Genomic DNA, 23796 nt, shown 5'->3' on the forward strand with positions numbered 1-23796 from the left:
ATACATGAGTAACAATAATTACTATTCGAAAAAGTACATACCAAGTATCACTAAGTGGGGGAAAGGAACTTTATTATTAGGAATTATATTATGTTTTGCACCAGTAGTAGTAGTATCGGGAATATTTGGATATATGCCTCCGATAGCAGCAATAATAGCAGGAACAATATCACAGATAAGTGTTAGTGGAGCGTTTTATGTAGTTGAACCAATAGCTTATTTCCCTATACTTGGAATACCAGGGACATATATGACATTTATATCAGGAAATACATCAAATATGAGAGTTCCATGTGCAATGGTAGCTCAGGAAGCAGCAGATGTAGAGCCAGGAACAGAAAAAGGATCAGTAATATCTACTATAGGAATAGCAGTTTCTATAATAGTAAATATAGTTATATTATCAGTAGGGGTTGTATTTGGACAAGCAATATTATCTGTATTACCTCCTCAAATAACGGCGGCGTTTGATTTAATATTACCAGCACTATTCGGAGCGGTGTTTGGTCAGTTTGCTATAATGAAGCCTAAGTTTGCAATAGTTGCAGCTTTAATCGCTGTGCCAATGAACTTCTTATTAAAAAATGGTATATTTGACTTTATGCCAGGTAGCGGAAGTCCTTCATACTTAGTTATTTTAACGGCTGTATTTGGAACTATATTAATCGGTAAAAAAATAAACGAAAAAGAAGAAGCTAAAAATGGTAAAGCGGCTTAAGTTGGGGGCGGCTCGGATAGATATATAAGTTTTGCGACAAAAGCTGGAAAGATGCTTTAAATGTCGCTAAAACTTATATATCTATCCTTCGCCTAAGCCAAGTTTAAGTGCTTTGTGGAGAAGTGAAGTAAAAGAATATATTAGAGGGGTGTATGTTTATGTTATCTAAAGAAAGATTAGTAAATAATTTTATAGATATGGTTAAGGTTGATAGTCCATCTAATCAAGAGATAGAGATGGCTAATTGGTTGGTGAGTTATTTAACTGATAGAGGTATCGACGTTAAGATGGATGATGCTGGTGATAAGTTTGGCGGGAATGCAGGCAATATTGTTGCTTATATAAAGGGTGAGGATAGTGAGAATCCAGTGTGTTTTGCAGCTCATATGGATCAGGTTGCTCCTTGTTTAGGGGTTAAGCCGGTTGTTAAGGGGAATATAATAGAAACGGATAAGACTACAACTTTAGGCGCTGATGATAAGGCTGGTATTGCAGCTATTTTAGAAGCCCTTGAGTGTGTTATGGAGGATAGGGTTCCTCATAGAGATATATATTTATTGTTTACTGTTTGTGAAGAAGCAGGTATGTTAGGTGCCAAGAATTTTAATCCTGAGAATCTTCCTTGTAAGGATGTTGTAATTTTAGATGCAGGCGGGGCTACTGGTGTTATTGCTTATAAGGCTCCAGCTCAAGAAAATATTAAGGTTACTTTCTATGGTAAGAAGGCACATGCAGGAATAGAGCCAGAGAAAGGTATAAATGCAATTGTGGCAGCTTCTAATGCTATAAGCCAAATGCATATAGGTAGAATTGATGAAATGACTACTTCTAATATAGGAAGAATTGAAGGTGGGGGAGCTACTAATATAGTAACGGATGAGGTTAGTTTTACTGCTGAGATAAGAAGTCATATACCTGAAAGATTAGAAGAAGAAATATCTCATATGAAAAAGTGTTGTGAAGATGCAGCTAAAGATATGAATACAACTTGCGATTTTGAGAATGTAAATGCATATCCAAGTTTTGAGTTAAGTTTGGATAGTAATGTATTTAAGTTAGTTGAAGAAGCTACTAAGAAAGTTGGAATCGAGCCAAAGCCTATGGTTATAGGTGGAGGAAGTGATGCTAATATAATGGCAAATTTAGGGTACCAAAGTGCGATAATAAGTTTAGGGATGTATGATGTTCATACAGTAAATGAATATGTAAATGTAGATGAACTGTATGATGCGACTAAAATAGTTTATAACATAATGGCTTTATAGAATAAGGTGGATAATATGGATATACAAGAACTTAAAAAAATAGTTTTAGCAGAGATAGATAAAAACAAAGACAAGATAATTGAGGCTGGGAGAAGTATATATGAAACTCCAGAGCTTGGATATAAGGAAGTTAAATCAACAAAAACAGCTTCAGACTTTTTAAAAAGCTTAGGAGTAGAGGTAGTTGATAATATAGCGGTAACGGGATGTATGACATCTTTAAATACTCATAAAAATGGGCCTAAAATTGCAGTTATGGGAGAGCTTGATTCAGTAGTTTGTCCAGATCATAAAGATGCAAATGAAATAGGAAATATTCATTGTTGTGGTCATAATATACAAGTAGCAGGTATGTTAGGTTGTGCAGTAGGTATAATAAATTCAGGAGTATTAGAGCATTTAGATGGGAAAATAGATTTTATGGCAGTACCATCAGAAGAATGTATAGACCTAGAGTTTAGAAAAAGCTTACAAGAAAAAAATGAGATAAAGTATGTAGGTGGAAAGCAAGAGTTGTTATATAGAGGAACATTAGATGATGTTGATATGGCAATGCAATTCCATGCTTTAAACTTTGATGATAATAAAAATTGTGTTATAAAATCTTATACAAATGGATTTGTAAGTAAGCATGCTACTTTCATAGGAAGAGCATCTCATGCAGGGATAGCTCCTAATGAAGGAATAAATGCTTTGAATATGGCAAGTTTAGCAAATAACAATATAAATGCTCAAAGAGAAACTTTTAAAGATGAAGATAAGGTCAGAATAAGTACTATAATAAATCATGGTGGAGATATAGTTAATGTAGTCCCATCAAAGGTTACAATAGAAGCTATGGTAAGAGCAGCAACTGTAGAAGCTATGATTGATGCTAATGAAAAGGTAAACAGATCTCTTCATGCAGCAGCAATGACTTTAGGTGGAGAAGTTATAATAGAAGATACTATAGGATACCTTCCGTTAGATTCTGATAATAATATGGATGCTGTATTTAAGAAAAACTATGTTGAACTAGTTGGTGGAAATGAAGATTGTGTAGTAGATGTTATAAAAACAGCAGGGTCTACTGACTTTGGCGATATATCTCAGATAATACCTTGTATTCACCCTTGGATAGGCGGAGTAAGTGGTAGTTTACATACTAAAGATTATTATATAAGTGATGAAGATTTAGCTTATATAATTCCTGCAAAAGCTATGGCAATGACTTTAATAGATTTATTAGTTGATGATGCTAAAATAGCAAAGGATGTTATAAATAACTTTAAGCCTACTTTCACTAAAGAAAGTTACTTAGACTTTATGGACAAAAATACAAATACATATAAATATGATTATAAAAACTAGTAAAAAGCAGTTTGGGATATTCCTAAACTGCTTTTTTGTTCACTGATTAAAATTTAATTGCATAGTATACGGTAAAATGTTTTTTAGGAGGAAGTTATGATTAATGATCAAAAATATGTGATTTTATCACTTGAACTACATCTATTTTTTGCAAGAATAATGAAAGAACACTCTCTTTTTTTAGAAACTGGGTTTATGACTAAAGACTCAAAATTAGAGTTAGAAGCAGATCATTATAAAAGAGAATTTGAAAAATTATTATCTTATACAGTCAGTGCTAGTAATGGAATAATTAGACCTGAGGTTTTAGAATCTGGCGAGATTTTTACAAATTATACAGCAGGTGCAGAAGCAAAAACTCAGAACTTAACAGGGATAGATATAAATCAAAATATAACAACACTAGAAGCTAAGCTTAATAGTGTAAAAGATCCTAAAGTTAGTTTGAAATTAACTGATTATATAAAGGAACTTAATAGTAATGCTAAGGTACTTCTAAAGGGGATTATTAGCTTTAAGGAGAAGCTATTAAATGGGGTGCTATCATGCAATTTATTTACATCAAATTATCCACTGCTTATAGAGCATATGATTAGAGAAGCAAAGCTATATTTATCATTAGTAGATAATCTTGAAAATAGAGTTGATATTGGTTCTGAAAAACATAAAGAAACTGAGTTGTTTTGGGATCAGATAATGATGGAACACGCTTTGTTTATGAGAGGACTGTTAGACCCATCTGAAAGTAAGTTGATTGAAACAGCAGATGAATTTGCAGAGGATTTTGAGGAACTTTTAGAGAAATCAATAAAAATGAATGATGCAACAATAGCAAGTGTAACTGATGAAACTTTGGATAAGACTATGCAATTAAAAAAATTTAAAGAAGCAGGAGTAAAAGGAATTGCTAGTTGTAAGGTGAGAGCTATAATACTTCCATTACTTGCAGATCATGTTTTAAGAGAAGCTAATCATTATATTAGAATATTAGAAAGCTACAAAAAATAAATAGTGTAAATTAAAAAAATGTAGGTGTTGAAGCTAAGTTATTTCAACATCTACATTTTTTTATTATTATATTGAATATAAAAGAGCATGTTAATATAATGTCAAAATATTCTTTATAACCAAAATTTATTTTAAACTTTCCAAATATTTTAATATATAAAAATACTTGATATTATAAAATCATAAAAAATAACTAACAAAAAGGAAGGATGATATATATGAATTATTTTGAAGAAAGTTTAAAATTACACGAGGATAAAGTTGGAAAAATTGAAGTTACAAGTAAAATAAAAGTTGAAACAAGAGATGATTTAAGTTTAGCATATACACCAGGTGTTGCAGAACCTTGCAGAAAAATCCATGAGAATGAGGAAAACGTATACAAATACACATCGAAGGGTAATTTAGTTGCAGTAGTAACAGATGGATCAGCAGTTCTTGGATTAGGAGATATAGGAGCAAAAGCAGGACTTCCAGTTATGGAAGGTAAATCAATACTATTTAAAGAATTCGCAGGAGTAGATGCATTTCCTATTTGTATAGATACAAAATACGTAGATGAAATAGTAAGAACGGTTAAACTTATATCTCCTGGATTTGGCGGAATAAATATAGAAGATATAGGGGCTCCTAGATGTTTTGAAGTTGAAGAAAAGTTAAAAAAAGAACTTGATATACCAGTATTCCATGATGATCAACACGGAACAGCAATTGTTGTTTTAGCAGGTATTATAAATGCATTAAAAGTAGTTAAAAAGAAAATAGAAGATATTAAGGTAGTTGTAAATGGTGCTGGAGCAGCAGGAACAGCTATATCAAAATTATTATTATCTTCTGGAGTTAAAAATTTAATTGTTTGTGACAAAGTAGGAATTCTTTACAGAGGAATAGAAAATGTTGATGATGCCAAAGTGAAATTAGCAGAAATCACAAATCCAGATAATATAAAAGGAAACTTATCTGATGCTTTAGTGGGAGCTGATGTATTTATAGGAGTATCTGCTCCAGGGATTATATCAAAGGATATGGTAAGATCTATGAACAAAGATTCTATATTCTTTGCTATGGCAAATCCAACTCCAGAGATTATGCCAGATGAAGCTAAAGAAGCAGGGGCAAGAGTCATAGGAACTGGTCGTTCAGATTTTCCAAATCAAGTAAATAATGTATTAGCTTTCCCAGGAATATTTAGAGGAGCGTTAGATGTTAGAGCAAAAGAGATAAATGAAGAAATGAAAATAGCTGCAGCTTATGCTATAGCTTCTATGATAAAAGATGAAGATTTAAATGAAAACAATGTAATTCCATATGCATTAGATAGAACTGTTGCAAATAATGTAGCTGAGGCTATAAAAAAAGCTGCAATTGAAAGTGGAGTAGCTAGAATATAAATATATAATGGGAGGAAATCAATATGCAAATTCCAATTAAAAAGACGTTAGATAGAATTCCAGGGGGGATGATGGTTGTTCCCCTTTTCTTAGGAGTATTAGTTAATACATTTTTCCCTGAAGTTTTAAAAATTGGTGGTTTTACAACTGCATTATTTGGGCCAAAGGCATCATCAACAATTTTAGCTTGTTTTATGTTTTTAATCGGTTCCCAAATAAACTTTAAGTTAGCACCAAAGGCATTAAAAAAAGGTGCAATATTAATTACAGGTAAATTTATAGTAGGTGCAGGAATCGGTATATTTGTAGGTAAAGTTTTTGGACCTGCTGGAGTTTTAGGATTATCACCATTAGCTATCCTTTCAGCGCTAACAAATTGCAACGGGGGTTTATATGCATCTCTTGCTTCACAATACGGAGATGAAACTGATGTAGGTGCATATGCTTTGTTATCTTTAAAAGATGGTCCATTTTTCACATTAGTTGCACTAGGAGCATCAGGACTTGCTCAAATTCCTATTATGTCGCTTGTGGCAGTAATGATTCCAATAATCATAGGTATGATTTTAGGAAATTTAGACTCAGATATGAGAACTTTCCTTGGAAGTAGTAAGTTATTATTAATACCATTTTTCTCATTCCCATTAGGAGCTGGAATGAACTTAGAAACTATTGTAACTGCAGGAGGGCCAGGAATATTATTAGGTATAATAGCTTCTTTAACAGGAATAGGAGCTTATGTATTACTTAAATTATTTAAAGAAGAGCCTATAATTGGACTAGCTACAGGCTCAACAGCTGGAAATGCAGTAGCAACTCCGGCAGCAGTTACAGCAATAGATCCAACAGTAGCAGCTATAGCAACAGTAGCAACAGCACAAGTTGCAGCATCATGTGTAGTATCTGCTATAGTTTGTCCATTTATTGTTTCTTATGTATTTAAACTTGCTAAAAAGAGACAAATGAAAAAAATAGATAGCCAGGTTGTGGCCTGATAAAGCTAAACTGGGGTAAAAGGTAGAAAACACGGAAAAATGGAAGACAAATGTGAGAGAAGTACTATATAATAGGGAATGGGCAAAGGTTTCCTATATTTATATTTCTATCCGTATGCATAGTCTTTCATAGGTCCGTGTTTTTTAATTTTTTGATTATAAAAGATATATGTTAACATATAAAAATTGAGGTGATAAATATGAGAAAAAAGATGAAATTGCAAACTAAACTTACCATACTAATTATTACAGTAGTATTTATATCAATATCCATAATCATTTTTTTTGTTGCCTCTTGGATGAATAAAAATATTGAAAGCACAGCAAAAACTAATGTTATGAATGTAGCTGAAATGGTTGCAAATTCAAAACCTGTCATAGATGGACTAAATAAAAAAGACCCAAACAAAGAGATTGGGCCATATATTGATAAACAACTTAAAAATTTAGATGAAATTGAATATATAATAGTAGTTGATAATGATGGAACGAGGTATTCTCACCCTAATTCAAATATGATAGGTCAAAAATTTGTTGGTGGAGATGAAGGAAGAGTAGTCAAACAAGGAGATACATACATCTCTGAAGCTACGGGAACTCTTGGAAAATCTCTAAGAGCTTTTATACCAATTTACGATACACAAACTAAAAAAGAAATAGGTTTTGTCTGTGTAGGTACACTTTTACAGAGTATCGGAGAGACAAAGCATATGGCAATAGTATATATAATTTTAACAGCATTAGGTGGATTGACAGTAGGAATTATAGGTGCATTTTTATTGGCGAAAAATATAAAAAATATTTTACTAGGACTTGAACCAGAAGAAATAACAAGGCTTTATAATGAAAAAACTGGAATTATAGATGCAGTTTATGAAGGGCTAGTAGCTATTGATAATAAAGGTAAAATTACAATAATAAATGACTCAGCATTAAATATATTACACTATGGAAATAAAGTTGATAAAAATGAAATTATAGGAACAGATATAGCTGAGTTTTTCCCAACTACACGATTACTTAAAGTATTAGAAACAGGAAAAGGTGAATTTGAAAAAGAACAAAGAATAAACAATACGGTAATAATGACTAATAGAATACCTATAATTGATAGAGGCAAAATCGTAGGAGCTATTGCTACTTTTAGGGATAAAACAGAATTGACAAAATTAGCAGAAGAACTTACAGGAGTTAAAAAGATGGCATGGTCATTAAGAGCTCAGAACCATGAGTTTATGAATAAATTACATACTATTACAGGATTAATACAACTTGAAGAATATGATGAAGCTGTACAATTTATATCGGATGTAGCTAAAAGTAGAAATAAAATAAGTAGTATTTTAACTAAAAATATAAAAGATTCATATTTATCAGCAATACTATTTTCAAAATATAATAAAGCTGAAGAAAATAGAGTTAAATTTAAAATAGACGAAGATTCTATGATTACAAAGCTTCCCCAGTTTATGAATTCTGAAGAAATTGTATCTATAATAGGCAACTTAGTAGAAAATTCTTTAGATGCAGTTAGTAATGATGGAGATGGAGAAATTTATATAAAAATAGAACAACAAACTAAGTATCTTAAAATAAAAGTTAAGGATAATGGTCCTGGTATCAAAGCAGAACACATAGACAAAATTTATGAACAAGGATTTACAACTAAAGAAGGTGAGCGGGGACATGGCATGTACATTGTAAAACAAATAGTAGATGATGCTAATGGAACTATTGAAATGAAGGTAGAAAAAGGTGTTATTTGGGATATTACTATACCTATGGTAAGGAGTGAGTAGTTTGATTGAAGTAATGATTATTGAAGATGATCCTATGGTAAGACAAATTAACTCGAGATTTTTAAAAAGAGTTGATAGTTTTAATTTGTATAAAGCAGTAGGTAATTTATCTGAAGCAAAAAAATTTATCGAGGAAAAGAAACCAGATTTAATATTGTTAGATGTGTTTTTACCAAATGAAAATGGAATTGATCTTTTAAAGTGGTTACGAAATGAAGAGATTGGTATTGATGTAATACTAATTACGGCAGACAAGACAATAGAAAGAGTTCAAGAAGCTTTTAGATATGGAGCTATAGATTATTTAATAAAGCCATTTGATTTTGATAGATTTAAAGAGTCGCTTATTCAGTTTAAGGAAAGATATTATGAGTTTGAAAAGATGGAAGAAATTGAACAAAGTGAATTAGATAAGTTAATTTCAAATTGTGAGGTAAGTCAAAAAGATGAAGGACTTGCAAAAGGTTTTAATAAGTATACTTATAAATCTATATGGAAAGAAATTGAAAAAGGGGATAATGAATATTTTACTGCTGAAGAGATGTCAGAAAGAATAAAGGTAGCAAGGGTTACGGTTAGAAGATATTTGGAGTATATGGAGAAGGAAGGGTATTTAGAAAAATTTGTGGAGTATGGAAAAGTTGGAAGACCACAACATAAATTTAAAAAAATATAAGAAGTATATTAAAAAAATTAAAAAGAATATAAGTATTCAAATTTAGTTATTTCAAGACTTATATTCTTTTTAAAATTAAAATATATGGATAGTTTGAATTTTAATACTTGTAATACGAGGGTTGGTTTAAAAATAATACTTGCATTACGAGGTTTGTTAATTTAAGGTGGTGAAAAAATGGAGTTAAACAAAGAAGTCTTAAAAGGTCATATTGATACATTGATTTTAGCAATACTAGAAAAAAATGATTCTTATGGATTTGAAATAGCAAAAATAGTATTAGATAAAACTATGTTTGAGTTAAAAGATGGAACTATGTATATTTCACTTAAAAGACTTGAAGGGAAGGGGTTAATAGAGTCTTACTGGCAAAGTAATAATGGACCTGGAAATAGACGTAAGTACTATAAAATAACAAAATTGGGAGTAGAAGCATTGGATATAAAAGCGCAAGAGTGGAATTTTGTGAAAAATATTATAGATCAGTTTTTAGATGGGAGAGAGAACAATGGAAGAAATAAATAGATATGTAAGGATTAGTAATTACATAGATTCATTATATAAAAACGATAAAAGAATAGAAGTGTTAGAATTAAAAGAAGAGCTAAGTGAACATTTAATATTATCAGCAGAGGAATTTATAGCTTTGGGTTATGATGAGGAAGAGGCATCAAAAAAAGCGATTGAAAAATTTGATGGTGGAAGTGAAATGTTAGATGAGTTACATAAAACATTAAAGAAAAATAAGTCAAAGAGTGATATACTAGCTAAGGTATTTAGAAATATAACTATAGGTACATTTATCTTAGGTTTACTTTCATTTGGATATTTATATATGACAGAGAAACACTATAACTCAATAAGCAATCATATAAAAACAGATTTTACAAAATTGGCTTCTAAGCATGATATGACTAATATAGATGAGTATAAAGAGGATCTTAGATTACTTTTAGAGAAGAAAGAATATAAAAATGTAAATAATGTAGAAGTGTTTGTGGCAGATATGGAGGAAGGAAATAAAAATACACATGTTGATAAGATGCTTTCAAAGTTAGTTTATCAAATTGCTGATACTAAAATGAATCCATGGATGAAAACTGCCTCAAGTTCTATGGGGCTAGGTGCAAATGGGATATTAGATAAATATGGAAATGTAGTAGATCCTCAAGTTTATGTAGATGCAACTGTCTCAAATTTTATTTATGATAATTTAATATATATTATTTGTTTACCAGTTATATCATTTGTTATTTATTGTGTATTTAAGATTAAAGTTATGATTGAAAGAAAGAGATATATATAACAAGATTATTATGGGGGGTACCATTTTGGGACTCGCCATTTTTTAATGATAAGGAAGTTATAATGGTTTGAAATTTGAAAAAAGTGATATTTTGAAATTTTATTTTTTAGAATATGAAAAGGTGAAGAGTATCATAAGTAAGAAGCACCGGGATTTGCTATATTAAACAAATATAATATGCTATAATTTGGATAAAAACCTCTCATATCTGTGCATCAAATGAGAGGTTTTTAAATTTATGATTTATTATACTATTATTTATAAGGAGATAGCTAAATGGAATGGTTAGAAAAACTAAATGAAGCACTACAATATATTGAAGGTAATCTAGACGGGAAAATTAAATATGAAGAAGCAGCTAAAATAGCTTGTTGCACAACATACCATTTTCAAAGGATGTTTTCATATATAGCAGGCACACCTATATCTGAATATATAAGAAATCGAAGACTAACAAAAAATTACAGAATGGTTGCCAACATCAGGATATGAATATGCAGATGCGCCGGATATTGAACTATATTTAAATCAAGACCCAATGAATTCAAAATTTGAAGTATGGATACCAATTAGAAAGAACTTATAAAAGATGTATTACGTTAAAAATTAATTATAAATATAAGTGAATATTTCAATGACAAAATAAAAAGTGATTATCTTTAAAATATATCGGGTTTGTAAAATAAAGTGTGTACCATCCTTTGGAAGAATATACACTGTATTATACTACTAAGTAGTAGTCTTTAGTATCAGTTACAACTATTTTACTATCTTGAGCATTTGCATCTGACTTAACATTAGAATAAGATCTGTTTTTAACTATAGTTTTTCCATTGTCATCTAATCCACAATCGAATTTAAGTTTTAAAGTAGATGGGTTTTTAGTTTCTGAAACTGCCATTTAAATCACCTCCATTTGTTTTATTAAGATAAGTATAGGTGATATACAAAGTTTATTATATTAAACAAATTCAGAAAAATAGTAAAGTATTATACGAATTAATAGTAATGAGTAAATGTTAAAACTAGGTTAAACTTTGTCGAAAAATGTTGACTTATATAATGATGTTCGTATATAATAATTTGAAAATAGGAAATACTTACCAAATTATTACAGGAGGATTATATGAAAAAACAATATCTAGATACTGTAGTTGTAGGATTTGCCTTATTTGCCATGTTCTTTGGTGCCGGAAATTTAATATTTCCACCATATTTAGGTGTAGTATCAGGGAATCAATGGATGTTAGGATTTACCGGATTTGTTATAGCAGATGTTGGATTAGCATTGCTAGCAATATTAGCAGCAGCCAAATGTCAAGGTGATATAAGCGCCGTTTTATCGAGAAGTGGGAAAACGTTATCTAAAATATTGGCGACGTCAATTATGATTTGTTTAGGGCCACTTTTAGCAATACCTAGAACAGGAGCAACAACGTTTGAAATGGGTGTAGCACCTATTATTGGTGGATTTAGCCCAATATTGTTTTCAGTAATATTCTTTGGTTTAACACTTATACTTACAATAAAGCCATCTAAAGTTGTAGATATTATAGGTCAATATTTAACGCCAGCATTATTAGTGGCATTAATATTTCTAATTATTATGGGAATTATATCTCCACTTGGAGATTTAAATCAACCACCTATGATAGAGAGTATATTTGCAGAAGGAATATCTCAAGGATATCAAACAATGGATCCATTAGGTGCAATAGCACTGTCAGCTGTAGTAATAATATCACTTGGAGAAAAAGGTTATAAAAAAGAATCAGAAAAAGTAAAGTTAACACTTCAAGCAGGACTTGTTGCAGCAGTAGCTTTATTTATAGTATATGGAGGACTTGCATATCTAGGATCTACAGTCGCACATCAATTTGAGGGTTTAAACCCAGCCGATATAAATCAAACAGCATTAATAGTAAACATAACAGAACAGCTATTAGGGCAACCAGGAAAAATAGTGTTAGCTTTAATAGTAGCATTAGCTTGTTTAACAACTTCAATAGGTCTTGTTTCAGCAACTGCTCAATATTTTACCAAAATGTCTAATGGAAAAGTGAAATATGAAACTATAGTAGTTGGAGTGTGTATATTTAGTGCAGTAATAGCAAACTTTGGAGTAAGTACAATAATAGAATTCTCAGCACCAATATTAACAGTTATTTACCCTGCTACAATAGTATTAGTATTAATGACATTATTTAATAAACAAATTAAAAATGATAATGCATTTAAAGGGGCAACGTATGTAGCTTTAATAATAAGTATACTTACAGTTATTGATAGCATGGGAATTAATATATCGATTATACATAAATTACCTTTTGCTAATTTAGGATTTAACTGGATAGTTCCAGCAATAGTTGGAGGTATAGTTGGTAATTTCATACCACAGAAAAATCATAAAAATTAAAAGCGTATAAATAATAAATAAATTAATTAAAAGAGTATAGATTAAATGAAATTCATTTAACCTATACTCTTTTAATTTTGCACAAATTACATATTGATTTAGAATTATACAAGGATTTTGCAATATATTTTAAAAAATTTATTAAGTATATAAATAATTTGAATATAAGTAAAATGAATGGTTACAACTATAATCATTTATTTTATAAATGGTTGATATGAAAAAGACAAATAAACGAATTGATGAAAATGGTGGTATAGTATAAACATAAACAAGATCGAAGTTAAAAATTAAGTATAAATTAAAATGATGAATTAAGGAGTGATTTTATGAATAAATATCTAGACAAACTTGAAAATTTACACATAGGAATTAGTGGTACGTGTTTGGCATTTATAACACTTAGCAATTGTTGGTTGATTAAGGATATCGGGTATCTAAAACCAATTTCAATAGCTATAGCAGTAATAATGCTTTCATTAATGCTAATGAGATTTATAAGATTTCCAAAGGTTATGTTAAAAGAATTAAAAGATCCGGTTACAGGAACATTTTATCCAACTTTAGGTATGGTAACTTGGTTAGTTTCTGGGTTCTTCTACCCACAATTTCCAACTGTATGTAGTGCATTATGGTTAGGGGCAGTAGTATATCATTATGCGATTGTAGTATATTATACAGTAATAAGAATTAAAGAAAAGAATTTTAACAATATAATGCCAACTTGCTTTATCGTATATACAGGTATGATAACAGGAAGTGTAGCAAGTAAAGGTATGGGAGGAATAATTCCATCAATAGCATATTTCATGCTTATGTTTGGTTTCATATTCTATACAATACTTTTACCGGTAGTTCTTTATATAGTATTTAAAAGCGAGATATTAGATGATAAAAAATTACCTACTGTTGGTATAGTTTGCTCACCAGCGCCACTTGGAGTAGTTGGTATATTAACTATAGATCCAAATCCAAATATATATATGTTAACTTGGTTAATAGTAACTGGATTAATACTTTTAGTAGTTGTTTATGGATATATATTAAAACTTTTCAAAGAAGGATTTAAACCAGCATATGCATCATTTACATTCCCATTAGCAATTGCAACACTAGCAGCTTTTAAATTATCAACATATTTTGGAGCAATAGGATATGCAAAATTAGGAAATATATTTGAATTGCTAGGAAATATAGAGATATTTATAGCAACATATGTGGTATTCTTTATACTATTAAACTTTATAAATATGTTCTTTAAAGCAATAAATCCAAAAGTTGGAGCATATTTAGAAAAAGAAGAAGAATTAATTGGTGGAGCTATATACTCTAGTAATAAATAATTTATATAAAAAAAGGAGCTGTCTTAGTAGTAGAGATAGCTCCTTTTTTATATGAAAAAATAAAAGTTAGAAATTAAATTAAATTTAGCATTGACATATTAAAAGTTTGAATGTAAAATAATCGTATAAGATTAATCGTATACGATATAAAATATAAAAATTATTGGAGGATATTAAAAATGAAAATAACAGCATTAGAATTTTATAAAAATGGATATATGAAAGAAGTATTTGCTTTTGGAGGGTCAATAGAAAAAGAAAATTTAGATCAAAATAAACTTTATAAATCAAGTCTTCAAAATTATTTGATAGATACAGGTAAAGAAGTTATACTAGTGGATACAGGAGTTCCAGTTGAAACACCAGATATGTCTAAAAAGCCAGATCAAATGATATATACTGGGGAAAAAGTTAATAATTTTGTAGATGCACTTAAAAAAGCAGGTTATGAACCAAAAGATATAGATAAAGTTATAGTTACACATAAACACCCAGATCACACAGGAGAACTTAGATTATTTGAACATGCTAAAGTGTATATATCACAAATAGAAGCAGATACAATGAATTTAGATGGGGATAATATAGTTAGAGTTAACTTTGAAGATGGGCAATATAAAAACTTTAATCAAAGTCAAAAAATAGCTGAAGAAATATATATGATACCAGCTTATGGACATACAAAAGGAAATTCTTTGGCTATATTAGAACATGAAGGATTACATTATATGTTCCATGGAGATGTAACTTATACAGATGAGGCACTTAGAAAAAATGCACTTTCAGTAGTGCTTGAAGATAAAGATTTAGCAAAAGCGACTTTAGAAAATGTTAGAGAGTTTGTAAAAGAAAATAAAACTGTATATTTATCAACTCATACTCCAGAGAGTTTAGTTGCTTTGAAAGAGAAAAAAGTTATGCAGTTATAAAATAAAATTAGTAAGTTGGAAAAATAGGAGGAAGTAATATGAATTCAAATTTAAAATTAGAAAATCAACTTTGCTTTAAGATATACTCAGCATCAAAGAGTATAGTTAGAATATATGGGCCATTATTAAAAAAAATAGATTTAACATATCCCCAGTATTTGACTATGATGGTTTTATGGGAAGATAATAAAATATCTTTTAAGGATTTAAGTTGTAAGTTGAAAATGAAAACAGGTACACTAACTCCTATTATAAGTAAGCTTGAAGATCAAGGATATTTAGAAAGAGTAAAAGATAAAAACGATGATAGAAAAATTTGTTTAGCTATTACTCAAAAGGGGCTAGAACTAGAGGATAAAGCTAAAAATATTCCACAAAACTTGGCATGTAATATTAATATCGATAAAGATGAGTACTTAAAATACTTAAAGGAATTTGATGACTTAGTAAATAAATTAGATTGTATAGAAAAATATATGAAATAATAAGTTCATATGGAGGTGCTTTTATGGAAATTAAGGAACAATGGATAGAATCCGAAAAGTATAGAGTATCAAGAAGAACATATAATCAACAACCATTAGATAAACAAAGTGTACAGCTTATTAATAATTTAATAAAAAATATAAATACAGAAAGTGGGTTAAATCTTCAATTATTACAAGATTGCTCACAGCTTTTTAAAGGATTTTCAGCATCTTATGGAATGATAAAAGGATTAAGTTCATGTATTGCATTGGTTGGAAATAAAAATATTGAAAACTTTAAAAATAAGATTGGATATTATGGTGAAATGGTAGTTTTAGAAGCTACTGATATAAACTTAGGAACTTGTTGGTTAGGTGGTACTTATGATAAAAAAGAATGTGAAAAGTATATAAATATAAATGAAGATGAAGAATTAGTTTGTGTTATAGCTATTGGGTATACTGAGGATAGCAAAAGTTTTAGAGAAAAGTTTATAAGTAGATTAAATAAAGGTAGAAAAAGTTTTGATGAAATTTTAATTGAAAAAGATGTAGAAGTACCAGATTGGGTTAAGGAAGGTATAAATTCAGTTATAAAAGCTCCATCTGCGGTAAATAAGCAACCTGTTGGATATTCATTTAAAGATAATAAAGTAAAAGCTTATACAACAAAAGAAAATCATGGATTCGAAGAAATAGATTTAGGAATATCAATGCTACATTTCCAATTAGGAGCAAAGAGCAAAGGCTATAATGGAAAATGGGAATATGTAAATAAAGAAAATATATTTAAAAATTTAGATAAATAGTTAAGGGGAATTAAATTATCATTATTATAAGAATTAATATGTAAAATGTTGTATAATATATCAGATAGATACATGTAAAATGGGTATAAAATATATGTTGAATAAATTATAAAAGAGGTGTTTTAATGAGTCGAGAAATAGAAGTACAAAGACCATATAGACATTTTAAAGGAAATTTATATTATGTACATAGTATAGTGAAACATTCAGAAACTGGCGAGGAGCTGGTATCATATCAGATGTTGTATCCTCCTTACGATATGTATGTAAGACCGCTTGAAATGTTTAAGGAAAAAGTTGAAGATGGTAGAGAAGATAATGTAACTAATCAAAATTATAGGTTTGAATTATATACAGGAAAATAACAAGAGGTGAAGGATATGGCAGGTATAAAATTTGATATACAAGAAAATTGTGGAGTGATTTCAGAGTCTGGAAATGGATGGACAAAAGAGTTAAATTTAGTAAGTTGGAATGACAGACCAGCTAAGTTTGATATAAGAGATTGGGATGCTGATCATCAAAAGATGGGTAAGGGATTAACTTTAAGTAATGATGAGTTAAGAGAACTTAAGAAAATATTAAACAACATGGATTTATAAAAATAGGATATAATAATTATATCAATGAAAAATGCTTAGTACGTCAACGCTAAGTATCCTTAGAAAACTTATTTTAAGATTATATAAAATGTATTTAATCTTAAGCATTAAGCACTGATCTTTTCTAGATGGGTGCTTTTTTCTTTGCTTTTAAATAGTCAGACACCTAAGGTTAACATATAGACAGAAAGCAGGAAATAAAAATGAAAAGATTTAAAAAAGTATATATAGAAATAACAAATGTATGTAATTTAAGTTGTGATTTTTGTCCAAAAACTAAGCGAAAATATAAGTTTATGGATAAAGGTGAATTTAACCATATAATAGCTGAAATTAAGCCTTTTACTGAGCAAATATATTTTCACTTAATGGGTGAGCCATTACTTAATGAAAATATAGAACATTTTTTAAAAGAAAGTGCTAAGAATGATTTGCAGGTTAATTTAACTACAAATGGAACTTTGTTAAATCAAAACTCAGATAAATTACTTAATTCCAAATCTCTTAGACAAGTTAATATATCACTTCACAGCTTTGAAGCAAATGAAAAAAATGGAGAGCTTGAAGAATATATAAATAATGTTACTGAATTTGTTAATAAAGCTAGTGAAAGTAAAAATATAATTTGTTCTATAAGATTATGGAATATGGATAATGAAGATTTAAAGGGAGCTAATGGATTAAATAGCGATATTTTAAAAATGTTAGAAAAAAATTTAAATCTAGATTTTTCTTTAGGAGAAAAACTTCAAGAAGTTAATAAGATTAAGCTTAAGGACAAAGTTTATTTAAATATGGCAGAAAAATTTGAGTGGCCAGATATTGAAATAGCGAGTATGGGAGAAGATGTTTTCTGCCATGGACTTAGAAATCAAATAGGTGTTTTAGCTGATGGAACGGTAGTGCCTTGTTGTTTAGATAGCGATGGGAATATACCACTTGGAAACATATTTGAAAAATCTTTTAAATCAATATTAGAAGAAAAAAGAGCAACTAATATATATGATGGATTTTCTAGAAGAAGAGCTGTTGAAGATTTATGTAGAAAATGTGGTTATGCAACTAGATTTAGTAAGAAGTAATTAAGATTTTAGTACAAAATAATATATGGAAAATTTACCTAGGTAATTTACATATAATTTAAATTCATTGCGAAGATTATGAAATATTTTTGATTCGCATTGTTTTTAATTATAAAATAGGAATACGTTTTTGTTGACAACTGAAAAAATGAATGCTACGATCATTACATACCGAACGAAAGTATGTAAAGGAGAATTGAAATGGCAAGAAATAAAAATCCGGAGATTACAATAAACCGTATTCTCGATACATCAATGGATCTATTTTTAAAAAAAGGATATGATAATACTACTATTCAGGATATAGTAGATGATTTAGGCGATTTAAGCAAAGGAGCAATTTATCATCACTTTAAATCAAAAGAAGAAATTATAGAAGCTGTTATACCAAGACTTTATGCTTCATCTGATAATCATCTTTTAGAAATAAAAAATTCTAGTGATTATACAGGATTAGAGAAACTTAATAAAATACTTCTTATTTCTTTGAAAAATCCAGGGCAAGAAAAATTGGCAGAGGCTGCACCTAATTTAATGAAAAATCCTAGATTTTTAACTCAACAGCTATATAGTACAATAGATGAAGTTGTTCCTCAACTTGTAGAACCTATGATTAGAGAAGGTATAGAAGATGGGTCTATAGTAAGTGAACATCCAAAAGAACTTGCAGAGACTTTTATGCTTTTAATGAATATATGGATAAATCCAGCGATATTCAATTCAACGAAAGAAGAACTTAAAAATAAATTTATATTTTTAAGAAAATTATTATCTGATTTAGGAGTTCCTGTACTAGATGATAGTATTCTTGAGGTAATAGAAAAATATAGATCTATTATAGAAATGGAGAATAAGTAAAAATATTTGTAGTATGAAATACTGCCCTTGGAGGCAGTTTAATTTTAATCTTTTACATACCGGATGAATGTATCTAAAACAAAAGGGATTATAAAAAATATATGGGGGTTAGAAAATGAATAATAAAACAAAACTTTTTAATAAAGATTTTACTTTAATGATAATAGGTCAAATAATTTCTATATTTGGAAATTCAATCTTAAGATTTGCATTGCCACTGTATCTTCTAGATACTACCAATTCTGCAGCTTTATTTGGAGCAGTATCTGCTTGTTCCTTAATTCCAATGATTGCAGTAACTCCTTTTGGTGGAATTATTGCGGATAGAGCTAACAAAAGAAATATTATGGTATTTTTAGATTTTTTAACAGCTTTACTAATTATTGTTTTTACACTTTCTATTGGAAAATTCAACTTAGTGTTTATGCTAATAGTTACATTAATGGCTTTATATGGAATACAAGGAGCTTATCAACCTACTGTTCAAGCTAGCATACCTCTTTTAGTAGATAAAGAAAATTTGTTACCAGGAAATGCGATTATAAATCAAGTTAATTCACTTGCGGGATTATTAGGTCCTGTAATAGGTGGTATTTGCTATGGGTTTTATGGACTTAAACCTATTTTAATAGCTAGTATGATTTGCTTTTTTATATCTGCTGTTATGGAAGTGTTTATAAACATACCTTATACAAAGAGAGAAACTAAAGATAGCGCAATTTCTATTGTAAAAGAAGATTTTAAAACTAGTATAAGTTTTATATTTAAAGATAAACCAGTAATTTTCAAGACAATTATAATAATCTCTTTCTTCAATTTATTTTTGACATCTATGATAATTATTGGAATCCCAGTAATTATTACTAAAATTTTAAATATGCCAAGTCAAGCCTATGGAATAACTCAAGGTATGCTAGCGTTTGGGGGATTATGTGGCGGGATTATGACTGGGGTTTTAGTAAATAAAATTAAGATTTATTATAGCCATAGAATATTATTGATGGCAGTACTAGCTTTAATTCCTATGGGATTTGTACTTATGATTGGAGTTTCTCCTATGATTTCTTATATTGTTATTACAGCGTGCTGTTTTTTAATAATGTTAACATCAACTATGTTTAGTATTCAGGTTCTAACTTTTATACAAAGTGAAACACCAAATATTTTAATCGGAAAAGTTATTTCATTTTGTTTAGCTATGACAATGTGTTCGCAACCTATTGGGCAAATTATATATGGATATTTATTTGAAATACTTAAAGGTAATCCACATGTAATTGTATTTGGAACAGCTTTAATTTGTAGTGTAATAGCAATTACTTCTAAGAAAGTTTTTAGTAGTATGAGAGAGAAAAATTTAATTATTTTGAGTTAATAGTATGGGGGAGTACCGTTTTGGTACTCCCCTTATTTTTATATTTAAAATAATACCTTTTAGTGCTGAAAATAAACCTGTTAGATAGATTCTATATAATAGAAAAATCTTATCTTGTATAATTAAGACAAACAGGGAGGATGAGGGTTGTGAAAATTGACGTTGATATTGATAACAAGTACAAAGAAATTCAAGTGATAGTAAGGTCTCCTGATATGGATGAAGAGACCTTGGAAATTTTAGAAAAGTTAAAATCTAAAAAAGCTAAATATGTTCTTGGTAAAAAGGAAAAGAAGATATATATAGTAGATGTAAATGAAATATATATTTTTTATAGTGAAAATCAAAAAGTATTTGTTGAAACCAAAGATTGTAGATATGAGGTAGATGAAAGATTATATGAAATAGAAGAAAACTTTAAAAATACATCCTTTATAAGGGTTTCAAAGTTTGCAGTAGTTAATATTAAAAAAGTTAGAAACATAGATATGCACTTTAATGGTAATTTAACTATGAACTTTATAAATGATAAGAAAGAGACTGTATCAAGGAGATACATATCAAAAATAAAAGATTATTTAAAAAATGGAGGTTTTTAAAATGAATAAATATATTAAAAAATTTATAACTAGAGGAGTTTTTACAGGTATACCTGTAGGAGTATTTATTGGACAAGTAGTATTTTCCATAAGTTTATTATCAAATGGAATTTATGTATTTGAAACTACTACAAATCAGTTTTTCATGCAGTTATTAACTTCTGCGTTTATAGGGTTTTATTGTATAGGATTGAGTGTTGTTTTTTCTATTGATAGCTGGAGCTTATTAAAACAAGTTGTTGTAAACTTTGTATGTATGATTATAATATATTTTCCAATAGCTTATTGTATAGGATGGATGCCTGAAGGTTTTATGGGTAAATTTTACTTTACATTAAACTTTATTATAGTTTACATTGTGGTGTTTAATACATTTAAATATAAAATTAGATATATAAATAAACAAATTAACAATCAACTAAATAAAATTAATAAATAAAACAGCGAAAACTATGGATTACAAAATGTTATATACAGTTATAGGAGGGTATAAAATAAACGTTGAGAAAATAAGTATTAGCAAAAAGTTAAAGTATTTCTTGTAGTTAAAAACTTAATTTTAACTATAAGAAGTATTTTAAATTTACTCAACGAATATTGATTTCTAAGATAAATATTAGAATTGAAATTTGAAAGGAGTAATAAAAATGGAAGAACTAAAAGGTGAAATAATCAGAGAAAAAGATAATAAGATAATAATACAATTAAATAATATAGTTGAAAGTGGGAAAGTATTTTATAAGGACAATTTAAAAAATACAGATACATTTTTAATGGATTTTACAAATTCTAATAAAATTGAATTTACAGATCCAAATCCTAAAAATAGAACTTTTTATAAAGTGAAATCTAAAAATGAAGAAATTATTTTGGCAGAAAGAGTAGTGCCTTTAAATAACTTTAGTAATTTTAGGGATTTAGGTGGATACGAAACAAAGGATGGTAGATTTGTTAAGTGGGGATTATTTTATAGATCAGAAGATCTTTCCCAGCTTAAAGATGATGATTTAAAATATTTTGAGACTTTAGGAATAAAATATGTACTAGATTACAGATCAAAAGATGAAGTTTTAAAAAATCCTGATGTTCAAGTTAAATCAGTTGAAGATATTAATATATCAGGCATGAATATTAATGGAAATGACAACTTAGATATGACAACTTATGTTGAAGGAATATTAGAGGGAAATAAAACAGATATTAATCCTGAAGAATTACTTAGACAAGGATATGAAACTATGCCTTTAGATAATCCTGCATATAAAGAACTATTTAATTTATTTAAAAATCCTGACAATACAGCTATACTTCAACACTGCACAGCAGGAAAAGATAGAACTGGAGTTGGATCTGCATTGATTTTACTTGCACTTAATGTAGATGAGAAAATAGTTATAAAAGATTATTTAGAAAGCAATAACAATAGAGAAAAACTTAATAAAAAAATAATGGAAGCTTGTAAAGATTATATAAAAGATGAAGAAACTAAAAAAATGATTGAGGGGATATTAGGTGTTAAGGAATCATTTATAGAAGCTAGTTTAAATTCAATAAAAAATAAATATACTACATATGAAAAATATTTTAAGGCTGAATATGGATTAGATAAAAATGAATTAGATAAATTGAGAGAATTGTATTTATATAAAAAATCATTTAAATAGATTTTGTAAAAATATATGTCTAAAAAGTTTTAAAAAAATTAAAAAAACTTATATCAAATTTGTAATTATAAATACATTGAAAGCTCTTAATCCCATAGTTTATACTAAATATGTCGACAAGTTATTATAAACTATTGTGGAGGATTACAGATGATAAAAAAGCTTATGCCCGTAATTATATCGGGAGTATTAATGATTACAGGATGTTCAAATACTAATATAGATAAAAATGATAAAGAAGAAAATAAAAAACTTACTTATTCAAATTTAATAGATAAAAAAACTCAAAATGAAATAAATTATACATTAGTAAATAACAAAATAGATAAAAAACAAGCTGATTATTTTATTAAATTGGTTGAAAGTTATAATGATAAATCAAATATAAATAAGTTGAAAACTTCAGTGGATGGGTTTACTTCTATAAAAACACAACAAGTACCGTATGATGAAGGTTACTTAGGTGAAATTTGGGATTATAACAAATTAAATTATACGGATTTTAATTGTAGATTGACTGCATTTACACTTTTTAAAGATTTGTTTAAATCAGAAGGAAAGTTTAAAAATGATAATTCAACTTTAATGTTTGATTTAGATGCAATAGAAAATAATCCTATTAGTGTATTTAATAAAGAAGATGCTGATAAATTTGTAAATTTATATGGAGCTATTCCAGTTGAAAATTCAAAGGATGTAAAAAAGCACTCAGAAGCAATAATAACTGAGTGGAAAAAAAGAAAGATATCATTTATAGATAATCCTACAGTATCGATGATAAATGCATTTTTACATGCCCCAGAAGATAGTAGTGTATTTGTAGGACATGCAGGTGTTTTAGTAAAAGAGAAAGACGGGTTCTTATTTATTGAAAAATATGGTCTATCTTTACCATATCAAGCATCTAAGTTTAAAGATAAAGAAGAAGTGAAAAAATATTTAATGGATAGATTAGATGTAAATAGTGCAGATAATGGAGCATCAAAACCAATAATTATGGAAAATGATAAACTAATGTAAATAAAAACCGTATCATAAATAAATGATGCGGTTTTTTTATTGAGTAAGTAAATGATAGTAGTTTTTAAGTGAGGGTATATATAAAATATTAAAATTTAAATAAAGAATAAATTATGGATTGGAG

The 23796-nt window shown here is 28.5% G+C and carries 27 protein-coding genes; 26 read left to right on the forward strand and 1 reads right to left on the reverse strand.

The window, feature by feature from the left end; all coding sequences use genetic code 11:
* Positions 1–4 precede the first annotated feature (4 nt).
* The 12 genes from ACRCYC_RS01285 (at position 5) to ACRCYC_RS01340 (ending at position 11094) form a co-directional block, all read left to right on the forward strand.
* A complete protein-coding gene (locus ACRCYC_RS01285; protein WP_438617380.1) occupies positions 5–718 on the forward strand; it encodes a hypothetical protein in 714 nt (237 codons plus the stop codon).
* A gap of 158 nt (positions 719–876) precedes the next feature.
* Positions 877–1983, forward strand: coding sequence for a M20/M25/M40 family metallo-hydrolase (locus tag ACRCYC_RS01290; protein ID WP_438617381.1), 1107 nt, complete (start codon positions 877–879; stop codon positions 1981–1983).
* A 15-nt stretch (positions 1984–1998) separates the two neighbouring features.
* On the forward strand, positions 1999–3333 hold the full coding sequence (locus tag ACRCYC_RS01295; protein WP_438617382.1) for an amidohydrolase: 1335 nt from the start codon (positions 1999–2001) through the stop codon (positions 3331–3333).
* A 96-nt stretch (positions 3334–3429) separates the two neighbouring features.
* A complete protein-coding gene (locus ACRCYC_RS01300; RefSeq protein ID WP_438617384.1) occupies positions 3430–4341 on the forward strand; it encodes a DUF2935 domain-containing protein in 912 nt (303 codons plus the stop codon).
* Positions 4342–4559: 218 nt separating this feature from the next.
* Positions 4560–5732, forward strand: a complete 1173-nt coding sequence (locus ACRCYC_RS01305) for an NAD(P)-dependent malic enzyme (RefSeq protein ID WP_438617385.1) — start codon at positions 4560–4562, stop codon at positions 5730–5732.
* Positions 5733–5755: 23 nt separating this feature from the next.
* Entirely contained in the window at positions 5756–6727 is a 972-nt protein-coding gene (locus ACRCYC_RS01310; RefSeq protein WP_438617386.1) for a 2-keto-3-deoxygluconate permease, read from the forward strand.
* 200 nt (positions 6728–6927) lie between these two features.
* Positions 6928–8526, forward strand: a complete 1599-nt coding sequence (locus ACRCYC_RS01315) for an ATP-binding protein (protein ID WP_438617387.1) — start codon at positions 6928–6930, stop codon at positions 8524–8526.
* A 1-nt stretch (position 8527) separates the two neighbouring features.
* Positions 8528–9202 (forward strand): response regulator, encoded by a 675-nt coding sequence (locus ACRCYC_RS01320; protein WP_438617388.1) that lies wholly within the window; start codon positions 8528–8530, stop codon positions 9200–9202.
* Between the two features lie 177 nt (positions 9203–9379).
* Entirely contained in the window at positions 9380–9727 is a 348-nt protein-coding gene (locus ACRCYC_RS01325; RefSeq protein ID WP_438617389.1) for a PadR family transcriptional regulator, read from the forward strand.
* Positions 9711–10508, forward strand: coding sequence for a permease prefix domain 1-containing protein (locus ACRCYC_RS01330; RefSeq protein ID WP_438617390.1), 798 nt, complete (start codon positions 9711–9713; stop codon positions 10506–10508). Before ACRCYC_RS01325 ends, ACRCYC_RS01330 begins: the two co-directional genes overlap by 17 nt.
* Before the next feature lie 276 nt (positions 10509–10784).
* A complete protein-coding gene (locus tag ACRCYC_RS01335) occupies positions 10785–11000 on the forward strand; it encodes a hypothetical protein (RefSeq protein WP_438617391.1) in 216 nt (71 codons plus the stop codon).
* A complete protein-coding gene (locus ACRCYC_RS01340; RefSeq protein WP_438617392.1) occupies positions 10981–11094 on the forward strand; it encodes a GyrI-like domain-containing protein in 114 nt (37 codons plus the stop codon). The genes ACRCYC_RS01335 and ACRCYC_RS01340 overlap by 20 nt, the downstream gene beginning before the upstream one ends.
* Positions 11095–11229: 135 nt before the next feature.
* On the opposite strand, the gene ACRCYC_RS01345 is transcribed toward ACRCYC_RS01340, so the two are convergent.
* Positions 11230–11409 carry a DUF1659 domain-containing protein gene (locus ACRCYC_RS01345; RefSeq protein WP_438617393.1) on the reverse strand — a complete coding sequence of 60 codons (180 nt, stop codon included), beginning with the start codon at positions 11407–11409 and terminating at the stop codon, positions 11230–11232.
* Positions 11410–11634: 225 nt separating this feature from the next.
* Here ACRCYC_RS01345 and brnQ point away from each other — a divergent pair, with 225 nt between their 5' ends.
* The 14 genes from brnQ to ACRCYC_RS01415 all read left to right on the forward strand — a co-directional run bounded on the left by brnQ (position 11635) and on the right by ACRCYC_RS01415 (position 23672).
* The gene (gene brnQ, locus ACRCYC_RS01350) at positions 11635–12924 is read left to right on the forward strand and encodes a branched-chain amino acid transport system II carrier protein (protein ID WP_438617394.1); all 1290 of its coding nucleotides are present in this window, start codon (positions 11635–11637) and stop codon (positions 12922–12924) included.
* A gap of 329 nt (positions 12925–13253) precedes the next feature.
* On the forward strand, positions 13254–14267 hold the full coding sequence (locus ACRCYC_RS01355; RefSeq protein WP_438617395.1) for a TDT family transporter: 1014 nt from the start codon (positions 13254–13256) through the stop codon (positions 14265–14267).
* Positions 14268–14446: 179 nt separating this feature from the next.
* Entirely contained in the window at positions 14447–15196 is a 750-nt protein-coding gene (locus ACRCYC_RS01360; protein ID WP_438617396.1) for an MBL fold metallo-hydrolase, read from the forward strand.
* 38 nt (positions 15197–15234) lie between these two features.
* On the forward strand, positions 15235–15681 hold the full coding sequence (locus tag ACRCYC_RS01365) for a MarR family winged helix-turn-helix transcriptional regulator (RefSeq protein ID WP_438617397.1): 447 nt from the start codon (positions 15235–15237) through the stop codon (positions 15679–15681).
* Between the two features lie 23 nt (positions 15682–15704).
* Complete coding sequence (locus ACRCYC_RS01370; RefSeq protein WP_438617398.1) at positions 15705–16472, forward strand: nitroreductase family protein; 768 nt, start codon at positions 15705–15707, stop codon at positions 16470–16472.
* Positions 16473–16597: 125 nt separating this feature from the next.
* Positions 16598–16837, forward strand: coding sequence for a DUF1653 domain-containing protein (locus ACRCYC_RS01375; protein WP_438617399.1), 240 nt, complete (start codon positions 16598–16600; stop codon positions 16835–16837).
* A gap of 15 nt (positions 16838–16852) precedes the next feature.
* Entirely contained in the window at positions 16853–17074 is a 222-nt protein-coding gene (locus ACRCYC_RS01380) for a YdbC family protein (protein ID WP_438617400.1), read from the forward strand.
* A 203-nt stretch (positions 17075–17277) separates the two neighbouring features.
* Positions 17278–18156, forward strand: a complete 879-nt coding sequence (locus ACRCYC_RS01385) for a radical SAM/SPASM domain-containing protein (RefSeq protein WP_438617401.1) — start codon at positions 17278–17280, stop codon at positions 18154–18156.
* A gap of 201 nt (positions 18157–18357) precedes the next feature.
* Positions 18358–19014 carry a TetR/AcrR family transcriptional regulator gene (locus tag ACRCYC_RS01390; protein WP_438617402.1) on the forward strand — a complete coding sequence of 219 codons (657 nt, stop codon included), beginning with the start codon at positions 18358–18360 and terminating at the stop codon, positions 19012–19014.
* Between the two features lie 115 nt (positions 19015–19129).
* Positions 19130–20389: an MFS transporter gene (locus ACRCYC_RS01395; RefSeq protein ID WP_438617403.1), complete on the forward strand. Its 1260-nt coding sequence runs from the start codon at positions 19130–19132 to the stop codon at positions 20387–20389.
* Between the two features lie 149 nt (positions 20390–20538).
* Complete coding sequence (locus ACRCYC_RS01400) at positions 20539–20988, forward strand: LytTR family DNA-binding domain-containing protein (protein WP_438617404.1); 450 nt, start codon at positions 20539–20541, stop codon at positions 20986–20988.
* Position 20989: 1 nt separating this feature from the next.
* Positions 20990–21427: a DUF3021 domain-containing protein gene (locus ACRCYC_RS01405; protein ID WP_438617405.1), complete on the forward strand. Its 438-nt coding sequence runs from the start codon at positions 20990–20992 to the stop codon at positions 21425–21427.
* A gap of 208 nt (positions 21428–21635) precedes the next feature.
* Positions 21636–22652, forward strand: a complete 1017-nt coding sequence (locus tag ACRCYC_RS01410) for a tyrosine-protein phosphatase (RefSeq protein WP_438617406.1) — start codon at positions 21636–21638, stop codon at positions 22650–22652.
* Positions 22653–22802: 150 nt separating this feature from the next.
* Positions 22803–23672, forward strand: a complete 870-nt coding sequence (locus ACRCYC_RS01415; protein WP_438617407.1) for a DUF4300 family protein — start codon at positions 22803–22805, stop codon at positions 23670–23672.
* The last annotated feature ends 124 nt before the right edge of the window (positions 23673–23796 follow it).

Origin of the sequence: Paraclostridium sp., from assembly GCF_051657365.1 — a bacterium.
In the GTDB taxonomy this organism is placed as follows: Bacteria; Bacillota; Clostridia; order Peptostreptococcales; family Peptostreptococcaceae; genus Paraclostridium.

Excerpts from the sequence above, each read along its gene's own strand:
- ACRCYC_RS01310 (WP_438617386.1), top strand. The coding sequence starts at position 5,756 with ATGCAAATTCCAATTAAAAAGACGTTAGATAGAATTCCAGGGGGGATG.
- ACRCYC_RS01390 (WP_438617402.1), top strand. The coding sequence starts at position 18,358 with ATGGCAAGAAATAAAAATCCGGAGATTACAATAAACCGTATTCTCGAT.
- ACRCYC_RS01410 (WP_438617406.1), top strand. The coding sequence starts at position 21,636 with ATGGAAGAACTAAAAGGTGAAATAATCAGAGAAAAAGATAATAAGATA.
- ACRCYC_RS01375 (WP_438617399.1), top strand. The coding sequence starts at position 16,598 with ATGAGTCGAGAAATAGAAGTACAAAGACCATATAGACATTTTAAAGGA.
- ACRCYC_RS01380 (WP_438617400.1), top strand. The coding sequence starts at position 16,853 with ATGGCAGGTATAAAATTTGATATACAAGAAAATTGTGGAGTGATTTCA.
- ACRCYC_RS01370 (WP_438617398.1), top strand. The coding sequence starts at position 15,705 with ATGGAAATTAAGGAACAATGGATAGAATCCGAAAAGTATAGAGTATCA.
- ACRCYC_RS01315 (WP_438617387.1), top strand. The coding sequence starts at position 6,928 with ATGAGAAAAAAGATGAAATTGCAAACTAAACTTACCATACTAATTATT.
- ACRCYC_RS01360 (WP_438617396.1), top strand. The coding sequence starts at position 14,447 with ATGAAAATAACAGCATTAGAATTTTATAAAAATGGATATATGAAAGAA.
- ACRCYC_RS01290 (WP_438617381.1), top strand. The coding sequence starts at position 877 with ATGTTATCTAAAGAAAGATTAGTAAATAATTTTATAGATATGGTTAAG.
- ACRCYC_RS01285 (WP_438617380.1), top strand. The coding sequence starts at position 5 with ATGAGTAACAATAATTACTATTCGAAAAAGTACATACCAAGTATCACT.
- ACRCYC_RS01335 (WP_438617391.1), top strand. The coding sequence starts at position 10,785 with ATGGAATGGTTAGAAAAACTAAATGAAGCACTACAATATATTGAAGGT.
- ACRCYC_RS01345 (WP_438617393.1), bottom strand. The coding sequence starts at position 11,409 with ATGGCAGTTTCAGAAACTAAAAACCCATCTACTTTAAAACTTAAATTC.
- ACRCYC_RS01385 (WP_438617401.1), top strand. The coding sequence starts at position 17,278 with ATGAAAAGATTTAAAAAAGTATATATAGAAATAACAAATGTATGTAAT.
- ACRCYC_RS01330 (WP_438617390.1), top strand. The coding sequence starts at position 9,711 with ATGGAAGAAATAAATAGATATGTAAGGATTAGTAATTACATAGATTCA.
- ACRCYC_RS01325 (WP_438617389.1), top strand. The coding sequence starts at position 9,380 with ATGGAGTTAAACAAAGAAGTCTTAAAAGGTCATATTGATACATTGATT.
- ACRCYC_RS01295 (WP_438617382.1), top strand. The coding sequence starts at position 1,999 with ATGGATATACAAGAACTTAAAAAAATAGTTTTAGCAGAGATAGATAAA.
- ACRCYC_RS01395 (WP_438617403.1), top strand. The coding sequence starts at position 19,130 with ATGAATAATAAAACAAAACTTTTTAATAAAGATTTTACTTTAATGATA.
- ACRCYC_RS01355 (WP_438617395.1), top strand. The coding sequence starts at position 13,254 with ATGAATAAATATCTAGACAAACTTGAAAATTTACACATAGGAATTAGT.
- brnQ (WP_438617394.1), top strand. The coding sequence starts at position 11,635 with ATGAAAAAACAATATCTAGATACTGTAGTTGTAGGATTTGCCTTATTT.
- ACRCYC_RS01305 (WP_438617385.1), top strand. The coding sequence starts at position 4,560 with ATGAATTATTTTGAAGAAAGTTTAAAATTACACGAGGATAAAGTTGGA.
- ACRCYC_RS01405 (WP_438617405.1), top strand. The coding sequence starts at position 20,990 with ATGAATAAATATATTAAAAAATTTATAACTAGAGGAGTTTTTACAGGT.
- ACRCYC_RS01365 (WP_438617397.1), top strand. The coding sequence starts at position 15,235 with ATGAATTCAAATTTAAAATTAGAAAATCAACTTTGCTTTAAGATATAC.
- ACRCYC_RS01415 (WP_438617407.1), top strand. The coding sequence starts at position 22,803 with ATGATAAAAAAGCTTATGCCCGTAATTATATCGGGAGTATTAATGATT.
- ACRCYC_RS01300 (WP_438617384.1), top strand. The coding sequence starts at position 3,430 with ATGATTAATGATCAAAAATATGTGATTTTATCACTTGAACTACATCTA.